The organism is Amycolatopsis sp. NPDC102522 (assembly GCF_055584485.1).
In genome coordinates this window covers 96,621-112,233 of the sequence record NZ_JBVJLY010000008.1, presented here as the reverse complement: position 1 = coordinate 112,233, position 15,613 = coordinate 96,621, and the positions used below count along the sequence as shown (strand labels likewise).

Here is a 15,613-nt window from a genome sequence, read left to right as displayed (position 1 = left end):
GCGTGCGGGAGTGAAGGAGGACGGATGAGACTCGACCGAAAGGTGGCCGCCGCTGTGGCGGCCGTCGTTGTCCTGCTGACGCCGCTGGCCGGCTCGGCGTCCATGGCCAGTGATCTGGTCAGCGGGGATCCTCCCGCGCCCGCCTGCTCTCCAGACACCAAGGTCGTGACCGACGACGGGCCGGTGTGCGGCGTCGCGGGCGCCGATGTCAAGTCGTGGCAAGGGATTCGTTATGCCGCACCACCGACCGGGGCACTGCGCTGGAAACCGCCGCGCAGGCCCGCTCCGTGGACCGAAACGTTCGCCGCGACCAAGGAAGGCAGCCAATGCGCGCAGCCTGCCGGCTCGGGGCCGGGCTCGGACAACGAGGACTGCCTCAACCTGACCGTCCGCGTGCCCGCCAAGGCGGGGCCGGGGCCGTTCGCGGTGATGGTGCAGATCCACGGGGGCGGGTTCCTGCTGTGGAAGCCGCAGGACGCGAGCCGTCTGGTGACTGCGGGCCAGGTCATCAGTGTGGAGGTCAACTACCGGCTCGGGATCTTCGGTTTCCTGGCTCACGAGGCGTTCGGTGAGCACGCCGGCAACTACGGGCTGCAAGACCAGCAGGCCGCGTTGCGCTGGGTGCAGCGCAACATCTCGCGGTTCGGCGGCGACCCGCACAACGTCACGATCTACGGCGCTTCCGCGGGCGGTTCGAGCGTCTGCGCGCACACCGTCTCGCCGGGCTCGGCGGGGTTGTTCCAGCGCGGTATCAGCCAAAGCGGGGAGTACAACTCACTGCTCGGCGTGGACACCGTGTGGCAGCCGCAGGACTGCAAGGCGAAGCTGCCCACCGAAGAACAGGCGCAGCGCACCGGGGCGCGGTTCGCCGCCGCCGTCGGTTGCGGCACCGTGGCCGAAGCCGGCGCCTGCCTGCGCAGCACGTCGGCGGCGACCCTGCTCAAACAGGCGGATCACGGGAGGGGGCCCGACACCGGCACGATAGCGCCGATCGTGAACGGAACGACACTGCCGATGTCGCCAGGAGAGGCCTTCGCCACCGGGAACGTCAACGACGTATCCCTGATGCACGGCGTGGACCGGGACGAAACCCAGCTGCCGTCCGCCTCGACTCCGGCGGACTACGAGACGCTGGTACGCCAGCAGTACGGGAAGCACGCGCCCGCTGTCCGCAAGACGTATCCGCTGAAGCGATTTCCCGCGCCCGCCCCGTTCCTCGCCTTCCGGACCATCGTGGCCGACTCCAATTCCGTCTGTCCCTCCGTGCTCAACAACGAACGGCTGGCGCGGCACATCCCGGTCTACGCCTACCAGATGGACGACACGGACGTCCCGCCACAGTTCTTCCTCGACCCGACCAAACCGAACGGCGCCTACCACATCGCCGAATGGCTCCTGTTGCTGCCGGAGGGCATCAAACTCAATCCCAATCAGCAGGTGCTGTCCGAGCAGCTGGTCTCGCAGTGGACAGGATTCGCCCGTACCGGCAATCCCACCGTGGACGGCACACCCCTTTGGGAGCCCTACACCGAGGACAACCCCGTCATCATGTCGCTCCAGGCCGCGGGTGACAGCCAGCTCACCACGGAGATCCCGCGCCAGCACCACTGCGACGAACTCTGGGAACCGCTCAGCACCGGCACCCGGTGAAGCCTCGTCAGTGGTAAAGACGGCTATTGGGTCAAAACGCGAATGCGGCATGTCGCGAATGGGGCGTTGGGGACGCTGAATGTCCCCAACGCCCCATTGGGAACATTATCCCTGCCAGGACATCTTTGCGTTGGTCCCAATAGAACCAAATCGGCTCAGCCGAGGAGACTCTGGACCGCCCCGGCTTTCGTGGAGACGTGGTCCTTTGTCTCATGCTGCTGCCGGGGACTGCTCGGGTGTGTCGCGCCAGTAGTCCTGTTCGAACTCCAGCGGCGGGCGATGCCCGCACCACGAATGCAGCCTGTCGTTATTGTACCAGGAAACCCATTCCGCGGTAGCCATCATGACCTCCGTGGCATCATTCCACGAGTCTTTGTGGCCGATCACCTCTTTCTTGTAGAGCGCGTTGACAGACTCCGCCAACGCGTTATCGTAGGAGTCGCCTTTCCGGCCGACAGAACGCGCGATTCCCGCGTTAGCAAGTCGTTCGGCGTAGCGGATCGCGGTGTATTGCACGCCCCGGTCGCCGTGATGGACGAGCGCTTTGCTGAGCTTGTCTTTGCGGGTCCACAATGCCATCTCCAGCGCGTCGAGGGCGAGTTCGGCGTGCAGGGTGGCAGCGACCTTCCAGCCCACGATCGCGCGGGAGTAGGCGTCGGTGACGAACGCGGTGTAACAGAACCCGCCGCCGGCCAGCTCAACGTAGGTGATGTCGGTAACCCACAGCTGATTCGGCGCCGGAGCACGGAAATCCCGGTCCACCAGGTCACACGGCCTGCGCGATTCCTCACCGGGCACCGTGGTCCGCGGCCGGCGACGCGTCGCCGCGACCCCGGACATACCATGGGTACCCATCAGCCGCTCCACCGTGCAACGAGCCACCTCCACCCCCGCGCGGCGCAACTGTTTCCACACCTTCCGCGCACCGTACATTCGTTTCCCTTTCTCCTCCCACGCGACACGAATCAACGGCAGCAATTCCTCGTCCCGCACCGCCCGCCGAGACGGGTTTCCCTCCCGTTTCTTCACCGCGTAGTAGGTCGACACCGGAAACTCGATAACCTCGCAGATCGGCTCGACCCCGAAATCGCTGCGATGCGCGTCGACAAACCGCGCTATCGCGGCGGTCGAGGGTTGATCTCCTGGGCGAAAAAAGTCGCCGCCGCCCGCAGGATCTCATTCGCCCGCTCCGTCTCACGCAGCCGCTGCTCCAGCTCCCGGATCCGGGCATCCTTGTCCGCCTCCGAACCCGACACGACCCCGCCCGAAGGCCGCCACCCCTGCGCGTCCCTCCGGACCCACACCCGCACCGTCTCCGCGTTCAGCCCCAGATGCTTGGCCGTCCGTGCGATCGCACCACGCCCCGGACCAAGCTCCCGCTCCAGCTCACGCACCATCGCCACCGCACGTTCCTGCAGCTCAACCGGGTGCTTCCTCGAATCCGCCATGCCGTAGATCCTTCCCAAGACCCACAGCCTCCAAGATCACCGGGGCGGTCCACTCGACCTTCACCGCAGGCCCAAGTACGTGAAGGACTCCTTCATTGCGCCTAGCGCAATGAAGGAGTCCTTCACGTACTTCACAAAGCGGTTATCTACGCGTCGAGCGTGACGTCGGAGGTCGGAACCGCCTGGCACGTAAGGCATTGATCGTCGGGCAGGCCGTCCGGCGGTGTGACGAGATGGGCGGTAGTGCCTTCGAGAACGGAAACCGCGCAGCTTTCACACTGGCCGAGGCGGCAGCCGCTGGGGAGGGGCAGCCCGCTCTTCTCCGCGAACTGAAGAAGGGTTCCGTCGGCCTTGCGCCAGGTCTCCTCGCGGCCGGATCGGGCGAACCGCACGGTCGCCGTCGCGTCGTCGGCGATCGCGACCGGCGCCGCCGCGGCGTGGAACTTCTCGGTGAAGATGTCCGCGCGGGGCACGCGTCGGGCCATCAGACCGGAGGTCAGCTCCTCGAGCATGGCTTCGGGACCGCAGAGGTAGAAGCGCGCTCGTCGACGGATGAGTGACGCATCGACGCTGTCGGCCGACACCCGCCCCCGGACGTCGTAGGTGTCGCCTTCGGCCGGTCGGCTGTAGTGGTCGACGACCTGTACCGCGCGAAGGCGCTTCGCCAGGTTGTCGATCCGTTCGCGGAAGGCGTGGCTCCCGCCGTTCCGGTTCCCGTAGTGGAGGACGATCTCCGGGGCCGGATCGGGGCCGTTCGCGAGCGTCTCCAGAAGACTGAGGAACGGTGTGATCCCGATGCCGGCGGCGATCAGCACCAGCGGCTGCCGGTGATCCGACGGCACGGCGAACGAACCGGACGGCGGTGTCACCAGCACCCGGGTCCCCGCCCGGAAGCGTTCGTGGACGGTCGGGGAGAACCGCCCGCCCGACAGCCGCCGGATGGCGACGCTGTAGGAGGAGCGGCCGGTGTCGCGGGCGGCGGTCGTCAGCGAGTAGCTTCGCGTCACTTGAGGATCGTCCGCCGAGGCCAGCGTGATGTGCTGACCGGGTCGGAAGTCCGGCAGTTCGCCGTCGTCGGCAGGGCACAGACGCAGCGTGAGGATCTCGTCCGTTTCGAGAGCCGCACTGTCCACAAGGAACTCACGCGCGGTGTTCCACGGCGGTGGCCCGACCGGCCGGACGTCGCAGGCTGTCGAGCGGAGCGCGATCGAGCCGCTGATCGGGTCCCGGATGTCGTCGCCGATCAGCAGGTTGTAGTTCGCCCCGCCGTCGGCGAGCGGGTTCGAACCCGGCAGCGCGAGGTCGGGGGCCGGTTGCCACCAGCCGTATTCGGCCACGACGACGTCGGGATGCAGCGCGGGGTCGATGCGTGCGCGCATCGTGACGGCTGCCGCCGACGTCACGATCTCGACCTCTTGGCCGGTGACGATGCCACGCTCGTCCGCGAGTTCGGCGCTGACGTCGACGGTCGGCTCGGGAGACCGGCGCCGCAGCGACGAGATCCCGTGGTGCTGGCTGTGGCAGAAGTAGCCATTCTTCGCACAGGTCAGCACCAGGGGGTATCGCGTGTCCACCTCTGGCGTGCGGGCGACCGGGACCGGCGACTGCCCGTGCTCGGCGAGACGTTCGGAGTACAGCTCGACGAGGCCTGTCGGGGTGGCGAAACCGGTGACGCCGCCATCGAGTTCTTCGGCGTACTTCCGGTATCCGGTAGGCAGGGGGACATCGACGCCGCCCGCCTCGTCGCGGAGTCGGTCCGCGGTGAGCCCCAGCGGTGCGAGCTGATGGTCCCAGGCATCCTCGATCCGACCGCCGAAGAACTCTTCGGCCATGCCGAGGCGGGCCGCGAGGTCGAAGACGAACTCGGTGTCCGAACGGGACTCGCCCACCGGCTCGATCATGCGGGGCCGGAGCTGGACCCGTTCCTGCGCAGACGGCGTGATCTCGAAGCCCGCCCTGATGGCTTCGTGCTCCCACGGGGTGTTGACGGGCAGCAGGAGGTCGGCGAATCGGGAGGTCGGGTTCTCGAAGAGGTCGAGGTGAACGGAGAAGTCGAGTTCGCGCAACGCCGCTGCGGTCCGCTTTGGATCCGGCTGGGACAGGAGAAGGTTGCCGCCGAAGGAGACCAGAGCCCGGACGCGGTACGGATCACCGCTGATCGCGGCCTGACAGAAATCGCGTGCGTTGATCCAGCCCTGCGACGGCGGCCCGATCGGGAAGTTGTCCAGGCCCAGCGCTTTGGCTCGTTGGCGTGGATCGAGCCGGTCCGGCGACGAGACCGGGTTCGTCGGCTGCTTGGGGATCACGACGTTGCCACCAGGAGCGTCGAAGCTGCCTGTGAGGGCATACAGCGTGGCGATCGCCCGCTCGGTCTGCGTGGCGTTCGCGTGCTGCCCGATCCCGGTCCACGCGGCGTAGGAAACGCTCTCCGCCGCGACGAGTTCTTCGACGAACGAGGAAAGGGAGCCAGGATCGATCGTCGTGACGGAGGCCGTGCGGTCGAGCGGCCAGTCGGCGCACGCTTGCGCGTACAGCGCGAAGGCCGGGACGCACTCGACGATGCCGTCGCTCGTCGGTATCCGCCTGGTCCCGTGCAGGGCGAACTGCCCGGCCTGCGAGGTCAGGGCGGTCGTGTCGACGGGCTCGGCCGCGCCCGTCGTCTCGTTCCACGCCACGAAGCCCGCGAGATCCGGTTCGAGGTCGGCTGCCCGCAGGAACCGGCCGGTGTCCCGGCGGACCAGGAGCGGGCCGTTGGTCCACCGCCGGACGAACCGCTCGTCGTGGCCCCGCCGGGTCAAGAGCTGATGAGCGACACCGAGGGCGAGGGCGTCGTCGGTGCCCGGCCGGACCCGCAGCCAGACGTCCGCCTGCAGTGCGCCGGTGGACCTGCGTGGATCGATGACGACGAGCCGTGCGCCGCGCGCTTTGGCTTCGGCCAGCGCGGCGGACTGCGCGAGCCAGGACTTCGCCGGATTGTGTCCCCACAGGATCGCCAGGTCGGTCCTGGCGTAGTCGGGCCCCGGCAGGCTGCTGCCGAAGGTGAAGGCGTGGGCGAAGTCCTTGTGCCAGTTGCAGATCTCGGTGCTGTAGAGCGTGTTCGGACTGCCGAACAGCCGGATGAACCGCTCCACCCAGTCGATCGAATCGGACATCGGCGTCGCGCTCGGCGAGGTCACGGAGAACGCGACGGACTCGGCGCCGCTTTCGGCCCGGATGGTGCCCAGCCTGTCGGCGATCTCCGCGAGCGCCTCTTCCCAGCTGATCTCTTTCCACTGTGGATCGGAGGCCGACTTCGGGGTCGTCCGCCGCAGTGGCCGCGTCAACCGCTCGGGGGAGTGGACCAGTTCGGGAGCGGCGCGTCCCTTGGGGCACATCGCGGCGCCTGTCGGATGGGCGGGATCCGGGCGAACGCCCGTCATCATCCCGTTCTCGACGGTGTAGATCGCGCCGCATCGTGAGCGGCACAAGGTGCAATAGCCTCGAACGTCCTCCATGGCTACCCTTCACTTCGCCTGTTCGAGACAGCTTTGAGCGAGCAGGCTGGCGATCGCCCAGTCCTGCATGGCCACCCCGACGCTCTTGAAGACCGTCCGCCTGGCTCGTTCTCCCGTTCCCTCAGCCAGGGCGGCACTGAGCTCGACGAGGTCGTCCTCCGTGATGGCTCCCGCCTCGATGGCGTGGATGATCTCCCCGGACTCTTCGAGGACGGCCTCTCGTTCGTCGATCACGACAGTCGCTTCGGCGAGCAGCTCGTCGGGGAGCTCTCGCATGGTCGGGCGGAAGGCGCCGATGGCGTTGACGTGGGCGTTTTCGGTCAGCGACGTGGGGGAGAATAACGGCGTGGTGGACGTCGTCGCGCAGCAGACGATGTCCACCCCACGGACCGCCTCGTCCGCGTCCGCGACGGCAACGACGGTGTCGATACCCAGCTCCGTGCCCAGGGACTTCGCGAGCGCGTCCGCGCGCCCGAGGCTGTGGTCGACGACCCTGAGCTCGGTCAGCGGCCGCACGGAGTGCACGGCGCGGACCTGATCGGGCGCCTGCCCGCCGGCACCGATGAGGGTGCAGGTCTTCGCCTCGGCCGGAGCGAGCAGGTCGGTCGCGACGCCGACGATCGCGCCGGTGCGGATGCGGGTCACCTCGGCGGCGTCGGCGACGAGATGACGTCCGTGACCGAGTTCGCTCCAGACGACGGTCCCCACGATGGCCGGTACGCGGTCGGTGAAGTTGAGGCTCAGGGTCTTGATCATCGCCGACGCGGTCGGGCGGTGGTGCGTCGACATCACGAGGAACGCGCCATCGCGCAGCACGGTCCGCGTCGGCATTTCGAACTCGCCGCGTCGGAGCGCGAGAAACCCGTTTCGCACCGCGTCGATCGCGTCGGCCATGGACACGGCGGCACGGATCTCCTCCGGGCCGACGGTGACGACCTCCATGAATACCTCCTGTTTTCTCGTCAGCGCAGTACGAAGCCCGGCACCAGGTCGTCGTCGGGGTCGACCACGAACCGGTGGTAGCCGGTGCGGAAGGCCCGTCCCGTCACGACGGGGACGACCGCGTCCCGCCCGGAGACTTCGGCCGTGCTCGCGACCCGGGCGTGCCAGGTCGAACCGACGATCGACGAATGGACGAGCGCGCCGTGCGTCGCCAGCCGTCCGGACGCGTGCAGCGCCGCGACACGGGAAGCGGTCCCCGAACCGCAGGGTGAGCGGTCCACTTGCCCATCAGCGAAAACGGTCACGTTGCGCTGGTGGACGTTCCCGTCTTCCTCGTCGCCGAGTTCGTCGAAGAAGATCACGCCGTAGATTCCGCTGAGTCTCGCGTCAAGCGGGTGCTCGGCGTACGAGCCGGCGTTGAGCTGCTTCTTGATCTCCCGCCCCAGCCCGATCAGTTCGGGCAGTGAGGCCTTGTCCACGGCGAGACCGAAGGCCGCCGCGGGCACCTGGGCGTACATCGCCCCGCCGAACGCGATCACGCAAGGGGCGTCGCCGCGCGACGTCTTCACGACGACCTCGTCATGAAGGAGATAGCTGGCGACGCTGAGGAAGTCCGCCGAGGTGACCTTGGATCCGACGGTGGTGACCCGTGCGGTCACCCGCCCGGACGGCACGTCGATCACCACGTCGGTGACGCCGCTGGGGTCGGTGGGCACCAAGCCGGTCTGCACCGCCCAGGTGCCGAGGCACATCGTGCCGTGGCCGCACGCGGCGGAGAAGCCGTCCTTGTGCCAGAAGAGAACGCCGAAGTGGGCGCCTGGATCGTCGGGCGCCACGATGAAGCCGCCGTACATGTCCGCGTGCCCGCGCGGCTCTGAACAGAGCAGCTGCCGAAGTCCGTCGACCTCAGGGTCGGTCGCGGCCGCGATCCGCTTCTCCGCGACCGTCGGCGCGGCCGGTTCTGCTGTCCGGGTGACGATCCTGAACGGTTCGCCACCGCAGTGGTAGTCCACCGCGAAGTGCCCAGCGCTCGTCATACGGACCTCCGTTCAAGTAACATGTGACATTGTACAGGCGCGGCGAAGGGATTTCGATGACCGAGGACTCGCTCAAGAGGCTTCCCCCGGTCGGTGGCCGTCGCAACCTGCGCGACGAGGTCATCGAAACGCTCCGTGGCGCCGTGATCTCGGGCGAGATGCGTCCGGGCGTCGTGTACTCCGCACCGACCTTGGCCGGGCAGTTCGGCGTCTCCGCGACACCGGTGCGGGAGGCGATGCTCGATCTGGTCAAGGAAGGCCTCATGGAGACCGTGCGCAACAAAGGTTTCCGAGTAACCGAACCGACCGACCAAGAACTCGACAACTTCACCGAGCTGCGCGCCCTGATCGAGGTACCCACCGTGCGCCGCATCGCGGAGGCGGGTGTCGGCGCCGACACGGTGAAACGGCTCCGTGAGCTCGCGGCCGGGATAGAGCGGGCCGCTGCCGAACACGACCTCATCGGTCACGTCACCGTGGACATGGAATTCCATCTCACGCTGCTCGGCCTGGCCGGTAACGCGCACCTCGTCGAAGTCGTCCGGACGCTGCGTGCCCGATCACGGATCTACGGCCTCAAGGCCTTGGCCGAACGCGGGCAACTGATCCCCTCGGCGCGCGAGCACTCGGAACTCGTCGACTTGATCGAAGCCCAGGACGCCGATGGCGCCGAAGAGTTGACGCGCCGTCATATCGGGCACGTCCGCGGAATCTGGGCCGCCGAGTGACGAGCTTGCCTGTTCGATCATGCCCCCTTGGCCGGACAGGCAGGTGCTGATTCGGGGGTTTTCGACGCGGGTAGTGATCTTGTGTGGACGGACCGGAAGCTTCGCCGTCCCCTTGTCACCAGCGCGATTCGAAGAGGAGAACACTCATGAAGATGCGGAAACTCGCGGCCGCGGCGGCTGTGGGCGTCACCACTGTCGGTGCTTCCCTGCTCATCAGCGGTACCGCGTTCGCCGGTCATCTGGAGTACAAAGGGCCCTACAACACCCCTGACGAATGCGTCCACGCCCTGCGCGCGCTGCCGCCGGATCCCACTGTGGACGGTGTCGAGTGCATTCCCATGAACGGCGCGCACTACATCGAAATCTCGCATACGAACTGAGCACGGCCCTCGGTCTGTGAAGGCCTCCGGGGTGACGGCGTCGGTACCGAGTCGGTCGGGTTGGTCGTGAGTGGCGATTCGGGTTAGCGCGGATCGGTACTTGCCTACCTGCCGCTGACCTGCGCGAAGGTGGCGTATCAGGAGAGTGTTGGGTCGACGGTGGAGGAATCGGGACGTTCAACGCCCGAAATCTTCCCCCGTCACACCCTCCGTCCAGCACGAAGACATCGGATCCCAGCGGGTAGGCAACTACGAATCCGTTCTAGCCCGAATCGCCACTCACGACCCGGTTGGCGTGGCTCCGATGCCGACGAACGCGCCTCCTGGACGGTCTCGCTTCGCCGAAAGCGTGGGTGAGCCGCCAGCACCAGCGTGAGGAAGGTCGCTGAGGCCGCGCCCCATAGCGGTGCCGCGATTCCGTCGCCCACGCGCGAACCGAGTTCCCCGTTCACCCGGGACTGAAGCGTCAACCCGACTCCGACGGTCACCGCCCCCGCCGCCGGGATGACCTCGCGGCCACGGCGAGCTGCCGGACCCGTCTCCACCGATTCATCAAGCCCCGCCACTGAGCCGACAGTATCGGCATGCCGGATTGCATGTCGAACTGTCAGCGGTCTGCCGACATTGGCGGCCTTGCCGAATTCTTCACCTGAATGGCGGAGAAACACGCGATTACCGGATTTCGAATCGCGGAACTTTTCGGGTCACCTCACTGAGGAGCGGGTGGCCCGGTGTTCGGTGGTGGCACTGACGGAACCGGCGTCGGTCTGTACGTAGACGAAGCTGTCGCCGTTGGGGTCGAGGTACATGTCGAAATGGAGGGTGCCGCCGATGTTGAAGGTTCCGGAGCAGTCCGAAGCGACGGAGTAGGTGCCGGTGAAGGCGTTGTGGGAGCTGGGGGTTCCGTTGAAGTTCGTGCTGGACACTCCCTTGAGGTGCCCGGCGCCGTCGAACTGCTCGGAGCCGGCGAAGGCAAGCGGAACCGTGCCGGTGCCGCTGATCGACCAGCCGTCACCCGCGAACAGATACGTGCCTTTGAGGGTGGACAGGCCGCAGGGTGGAGCGGACGCCGTACTGGCAGTGGCGGAGCTGACGAGGACGCCGGTGGTCCCCGCCAGCAGGGCGGCGGCCAGGATCATGGAACGGCGCGGGAAACGGATGCGATTCGACATGAACTCTCCCCAATTCACAGAGAACCTTTGTGGATGGTTATTCGGTCTTGAGTGTCGACCGATGGCATTAAGGGTTCATCGTCGATGGTCACCGTGGGCAGAGTCCAAAGTCCCGAAATCGCGCGGATGGTGACAATACTTTCAAATGGCGGATATGTTCGACAATTTCCGTAATTTCACACCCGCGCGTGCCGGTGTTTTCCGGGAGCCCGCGTTGATGCGAATCAGGTATCAGGTCGTCACCGCGGTCACGCGGATTTCAGCACGTCGATCTCGCAGCCCGGCAGGGAGGGGTCGAAGCCGTGCTCGATCAGCCAGCGGATCGCCAGCAGGCTGCGCATCGACCACCACGCGCGGATCAAGTCGAGGTCGACGTCCGAGCCGTAGCCCGCGACGACGTCGGCGAGGTGTTCTCGGTGACCGAGCGTCAAGGTGGCGAGGTCGAAGAGGGCATCGCCCCGGGCGGCCTCGGACCAGTCGATCACGCCGGTGATCTCGTCGCCGTCGACGAACACGTGGGCGACCTGCAAATCGCCGTGGATGAACACCGGCGTCCACGGCCGGAGCACGATCTCGGCGATCCGCCGGTTGCGCTCGACCAGGTCTGTGGGGAGGACGCCGGTGGTGACGAGCCACTCGCATTCGGCGTCGAGACGCGACGCGAAATCGGCGGCACTCCGGCCGGGCCGCGGCGGCAACGGCGCGTCGTGCAGCATCCGGACGGCGGCTCTGGCCGCGGCCCATGCCGACGGCGATGCGGTGGATGGCTCGCCGAGGCGGCCGAGTGCCCTCCCTGGCAGGGCGGCTAACGCAAGCACGGGCGGCTTTCGCCACAGGATCTGAGGAGTCGGGATCGGCGCCATGGCCATCGCCTCGACCTCGACGTCGGTGCGTTTCTGATCGGCGTCGATCTTCAGGAACACGTCGCCGACGCGCAGGGTCGCGCAATCGCGATGGGCGACGACGACCCTGACCTCCTCCACACCGGCCATTGTCACGGACGAAGACCGTCGATGTCGCTGGATTTACCGCGAGGACGGTCTACAAGGCCGCGATCACCGTGGCCGGTTCGGGACGACGCGCGATCTCGGCGGCGACGTCTCGGGCTCGTCGGCGGTATTCGCCGTTCTCGAGTGCTTCCGCCACTGCCGAGGTGATCTCCGCAGCCGAGCCGACCGTGATCGCTGCTCCCGACGCGGCCGCGCGGGCGGCGTTGATGGGCTGGTCGGCGCCTTGGGGCCAGAGCACCATCGGGAGTCCGTGTGCGAGAGTGCCGACAACCGTGCCGACACCTCCGGCGCCGACCACCAGATCGACCCGTTCGAGCAGCTGGGCCAGCGGGACGAAGGGCACGTAGCGCACATTCGCCGAGTCGAGTTGGGCTGTCTCACTCGCTGCGGGCTGCCTCAGAGACGAGCCGAGCGTGGCGATCACGTTGGCCCCGGTGTCCGCGACCGCCGCCACGGCTGCGGAAAGTGGCACAGGGTCGGAGAAAATCGTGCCGAAGGTGACGAGGACCGTCGGCTTGTCGTGTTCGCCGAATTCCGGCAATTCGAGATCGATGTCCTTCGGCCGGCGGTGGGCCTGAGGCCGGACCGGCCGCACCGGGGTGCTCGGAGACCAGTCCGGATCCTGCAGTTGCGGCGGGCACGGGTCGATGTAACTCGAGGCCGCAACCGGGCGAAGCTGGTCGTATCGGGCCGAGGCCACGCGATCGATCTCGTCCGTGATCACCGAAGGCAAGGCCGGGCCGATGCCTGCCCGGTGCCATGCGATACCCAGCCGGGCGGCGACGATCGGCCCGATGGCGTCGAACGGCTCGGCGACGACCAGGTCCGGCGCCCAGGCGGTGGCCTGGGCGATGCTGTCCTCGATGCCGAGATCGACCCGTGCGCCGCCGAAGATCTCACCGATGACCGAAGGCGTCGGATGGAAAACGTCGGCGCCAGTGCGGCGAGCGGCTTCTTCCGAGAACTCGCCCGGCATCGCGCCCGCGTCGAGGAACTCGACCTCGGGAGGAAGCTCTTCGGCGACCGAGTGCCGGAATCCGCCGCTCGACAGCAGCCCTACGGAATGGCCGACATCGATCGCCGCCTGTATGAGCGGAACCAACGGCAGGATGTGGCCAAAGGCAGGTGTCGCACTGAACAGCAGTTTCACGGGCATCGTCGCGGACGGGTCTGTTCGGAAAGCGAGCTCACCGGACCTGTCTAGCACCGCCTCTGTCGATCTTGCCCTCCGGGACAAGATCCCCTGCCCGTCCGCACCGTGTAGCGCAGTCAGTATTTCCAGGCTGATCCGATGCCGCGGTACTGCTCGACCGGGATCGGGACGATGCCCTCGCGCATCCGGTCGGTGTAGAGGAGTCCGTGGAGGTGGTCGACCTCGTGAGCGACAAGCCTGGCGACGCCGCGCTCGAACATGGTGATGTTGGTATGTCCGTCGATGGTGGTGTGCTCGACGTGGATGACATGCGGGCGCGGGACTTGGCCGCGGACGTCGAAGAAACTCAGGCAGCCTTCGTAGTGCTCGTCGACGTCGCCGCTCTCTTCGATGATGGTGGGGTTGAACAACGTGATGCCCTCACCTTCGGGAGTGCGGACGATCGCGGCGGCACGGTCGATACCGATCTGCGGGGCCGCGATCCCCATGCCCTTGCCGAAGGTGTGGGCATGGGCGACTCGCTCACATGCGGCGTTGAGTGCTGTGATGACCCGGCGTGCATCCTCGGCCTCGGCCGGGAGATCGAAGCGGCGTGCCAGCTGCCGAAGTCCCGGAGAGCTGTCCTGAACGACGCCGAGCGCCGCCATGACCTCACTTGGCGTTTGTGACGGACGGGAAGCGTGGGATCGGAATTCCCATTCGAGCCGGTATCGGGCGTGCAAGGGTGGGTCATCGCAGGACCACGAGAAGGCGTGCCGGACGCTGTTTTCGGCCCGGCTGATGGCGGTGGCGAAGGGCATGGCCTGTGCGGTCATGGAGGTGTGCAGGCCCCAGACCGCGGGCGAGAGGTCGGCGGGGAAATCCAGGCACACCGACAGGGTGCGGGTGGGAAGCCGGACGGCACGCTGGAACCAGTTGCCCCAGTGGTGTTCGCTGACGGTGTATTCGTATTCGATCCAGCAAGATTCCCCGGGGTAGAGGGGGAAGTGGCCGCGGTCGCCGGCGAAGAGCAGCCAGACTTCCTTGAAAGCGTCGCGATCATGGTGGACGGTCCAGGTCATCGGTGTCGCGCGGGAGCGACCGTGCCAGGCATGGAGGTCGATCTCGTCCCAGGTCAGCGGGTCTTCGCTGTAGAGCCGGTTGGAGCGTTCCGGGTCGCCGGGGAAGCGGTCGACGGAGATGCGGATCAGGTATCGGGTGATCGGTTCGGTGCCGTGGTTGACCAGGTGGCGGCGCTGGGTGAGCTGATAGACGCCGTCCTCGTAGCGCAAGGTCGCGTCGTCGTGCTCGACCACCAGCCCGCCGGTTCCCGCGGATGAGTCAGCGGCCGGTGAGGCAGGAGATTTGGCGCGAGCCGGGCGGTGGGTTTCGAAGTCCCGGAAGGCGTTGTGCAGGGCGCCACCGGCGCGCAACGCGGTCTCGGCGTGCGCCGCGAAGGCCTCAGAGGGGCGCTCGGTACCCGAAAGCACCTTCGACACGTACGAGCGGTCGTAGCCCATCTCCTTGGCCAGCGTGGCGCGGGAATACCCGCGCACATCGCGCCACCGTTCCAGCTCCGCGGCGAACACGTTCGCCGCGGAGGCCGGTTCGCCTGTGCCCGTGCTGCGGGGCACCCCCGTTGTCATTGCCGCCTCCGTCGATCCGGGCACCGTGAGTCGCAGTTCAGCCTAGCGACGCACTCCCGGTTCGCGTTGGACGGCGCGAGTTCACCGCCCGGCGGGACGATCGAGTCCCCGACTATGACGGACCCGTCGGCGGACACGACCGGAACGAGATTTCACCGCCGACCGCATGATCGTGGCCTTGGAGCGACGCGGCACGCCGGCCGGATCTGGCTTGACGATCCAGGCGGCACGCAGCGATGGCACCTGACGTCGAACCGTCAGACGTGACTTCCCCGGTGGCGCCCGTAAGGCTTGGCGCCGAGAAGGGTGACACGGACGGCGTCGCCACTGGGCACGCGATACTCCCGTCGGTCGCCCGGTTTCGCGCCGTGCAGTGCGCGGCCGAGCGGGGAATCGGGGGAGTAGACCTCGAGAGCGCCATGGCCCGCTTCGTCGCGCGTGCCGAGCAGGAAGGTCTCGGTGCCGCCGTCGTCGTACTCGACGGTGAGCACCATGCCGGGCTCGGCGATCCCGTCGTCGGGCGGGTCCTCGCCGACGACGGCGCCGCGCAGAACGTCCTCGATCTGCCGGATCCGCGACTGCCGGTGGGCGTTGAGTGCGATTTCGTCGTCGCCGAACCGGTCGTCGGCGGTGGGGCGGCGCAACGCCGCGAGCTCCCGCACCAGGCGGGCGTGCGCTTCCTTGGTCAGCCAAGGGCCTGACGAGACGATGGTCATGGTGATGATCGCCTTTCGGTCGATACGTCTGTGAGGGCCGGGCGCGGAAAGACCCGGCCCCCACAGACTTTCGGTGAGTCCCGCGTCGGTCAGCGGGTCTCTGGCTTGCGGAGTGGCCGCCGGAAGGCGCCCGCGTCGGTGGCGAACCCGATGGCGGCCTTCAGCAGGAGATCTTTCTCCGTACGCAGCAACGCGTTCTCGGCGCGGAGTCGGTCCACTTCGGACTGTGTGGTCTCTTTTTCCGGTGGCATCTTCATC

General features: G+C 67.3%; 14 protein-coding genes. 3 read left to right on the top strand and 11 right to left on the bottom strand.

The genetic code is table 11. From position 1 onward, the window contains the following. Positions 1–24 precede the first annotated feature (24 nt). Positions 25–1,650, top strand: a complete 1,626-nt coding sequence (locus tag ACZ6YV_RS20625; RefSeq protein WP_465511129.1) for a carboxylesterase/lipase family protein — start codon at positions 25–27, stop codon at positions 1,648–1,650. Between the two features lie 210 nt (positions 1,651–1,860). Here the strand turns inward: ACZ6YV_RS20625 and ACZ6YV_RS20620 are convergent, their stop codons facing one another. The 5 genes from ACZ6YV_RS20620 to ACZ6YV_RS20600 all read right to left on the bottom strand — a co-directional run bounded on the left by ACZ6YV_RS20620 (position 1,861) and on the right by ACZ6YV_RS20600 (position 8,571). Then, the gene (locus tag ACZ6YV_RS20620; protein WP_465511328.1) at positions 1,861–2,769 is read right to left on the bottom strand and encodes an IS3 family transposase; all 909 of its coding nucleotides are present in this window, start codon (positions 2,767–2,769) and stop codon (positions 1,861–1,863) included. Next, on the bottom strand, positions 2,766–3,098 hold the full coding sequence (locus ACZ6YV_RS20615) for a transposase (RefSeq protein ID WP_465511128.1): 333 nt from the start codon (positions 3,096–3,098) through the stop codon (positions 2,766–2,768). The genes ACZ6YV_RS20620 and ACZ6YV_RS20615 overlap by 4 nt, the downstream gene beginning before the upstream one ends. 146 nt (positions 3,099–3,244) lie before the next feature. Then, a complete protein-coding gene (locus ACZ6YV_RS20610) occupies positions 3,245–6,592 on the bottom strand; it encodes a molybdopterin-dependent oxidoreductase (protein ID WP_465511127.1) in 3,348 nt (1,115 codons plus the stop codon). Positions 6,593–6,601: 9 nt separating this feature from the next. Next, complete coding sequence (locus ACZ6YV_RS20605; RefSeq protein ID WP_465511126.1) at positions 6,602–7,534, bottom strand: ornithine cyclodeaminase family protein; 933 nt, start codon at positions 7,532–7,534, stop codon at positions 6,602–6,604. Positions 7,535–7,554: 20 nt separating this feature from the next. Continuing rightward, positions 7,555–8,571: a proline racemase family protein gene (locus ACZ6YV_RS20600; protein WP_465511125.1), complete on the bottom strand. Its 1,017-nt coding sequence runs from the start codon at positions 8,569–8,571 to the stop codon at positions 7,555–7,557. A 56-nt stretch (positions 8,572–8,627) separates the two neighbouring features. Between ACZ6YV_RS20600 and ACZ6YV_RS20595 the strand changes: the two genes are divergently transcribed. Both ACZ6YV_RS20595 and ACZ6YV_RS20590 read left to right on the top strand, forming a co-directional pair. After that, positions 8,628–9,299, top strand: a complete 672-nt coding sequence (locus ACZ6YV_RS20595) for a GntR family transcriptional regulator (RefSeq protein ID WP_465511124.1) — start codon at positions 8,628–8,630, stop codon at positions 9,297–9,299. A gap of 146 nt (positions 9,300–9,445) precedes the next feature. Next, the gene (locus tag ACZ6YV_RS20590; RefSeq protein ID WP_465511123.1) at positions 9,446–9,679 is read left to right on the top strand and encodes a hypothetical protein; all 234 of its coding nucleotides are present in this window, start codon (positions 9,446–9,448) and stop codon (positions 9,677–9,679) included. 704 nt (positions 9,680–10,383) lie between these two features. Here ACZ6YV_RS20590 and ACZ6YV_RS20585 read toward each other — a convergent pair. From ACZ6YV_RS20585 to ACZ6YV_RS20560, 6 genes are all read right to left on the bottom strand, one after another. Beyond that, complete coding sequence (locus ACZ6YV_RS20585; protein ID WP_465511122.1) at positions 10,384–10,851, bottom strand: hypothetical protein; 468 nt, start codon at positions 10,849–10,851, stop codon at positions 10,384–10,386. A 248-nt stretch (positions 10,852–11,099) separates the two neighbouring features. Continuing rightward, positions 11,100–11,843: a phosphotransferase family protein gene (locus tag ACZ6YV_RS20580; protein ID WP_465511327.1), complete on the bottom strand. Its 744-nt coding sequence runs from the start codon at positions 11,841–11,843 to the stop codon at positions 11,100–11,102. A 49-nt stretch (positions 11,844–11,892) separates the two neighbouring features. After that, the gene (locus ACZ6YV_RS20575; RefSeq protein ID WP_465511121.1) at positions 11,893–12,963 is read right to left on the bottom strand and encodes a glycosyltransferase; all 1,071 of its coding nucleotides are present in this window, start codon (positions 12,961–12,963) and stop codon (positions 11,893–11,895) included. Between the two features lie 167 nt (positions 12,964–13,130). Next, positions 13,131–14,639, bottom strand: a complete 1,509-nt coding sequence (locus ACZ6YV_RS20570) for a peptide deformylase (protein WP_465511120.1) — start codon at positions 14,637–14,639, stop codon at positions 13,131–13,133. A gap of 257 nt (positions 14,640–14,896) precedes the next feature. Beyond that, positions 14,897–15,355 carry a GreA/GreB family elongation factor gene (locus ACZ6YV_RS20565; protein ID WP_465511119.1) on the bottom strand — a complete coding sequence of 153 codons (459 nt, stop codon included), beginning with the start codon at positions 15,353–15,355 and terminating at the stop codon, positions 14,897–14,899. 89 nt (positions 15,356–15,444) lie between these two features. After that, positions 15,445–15,612, bottom strand: a complete 168-nt coding sequence (locus ACZ6YV_RS20560) for a hypothetical protein (protein WP_465511118.1) — start codon at positions 15,610–15,612, stop codon at positions 15,445–15,447. Position 15,613: the final 1 nt, after the last annotated feature.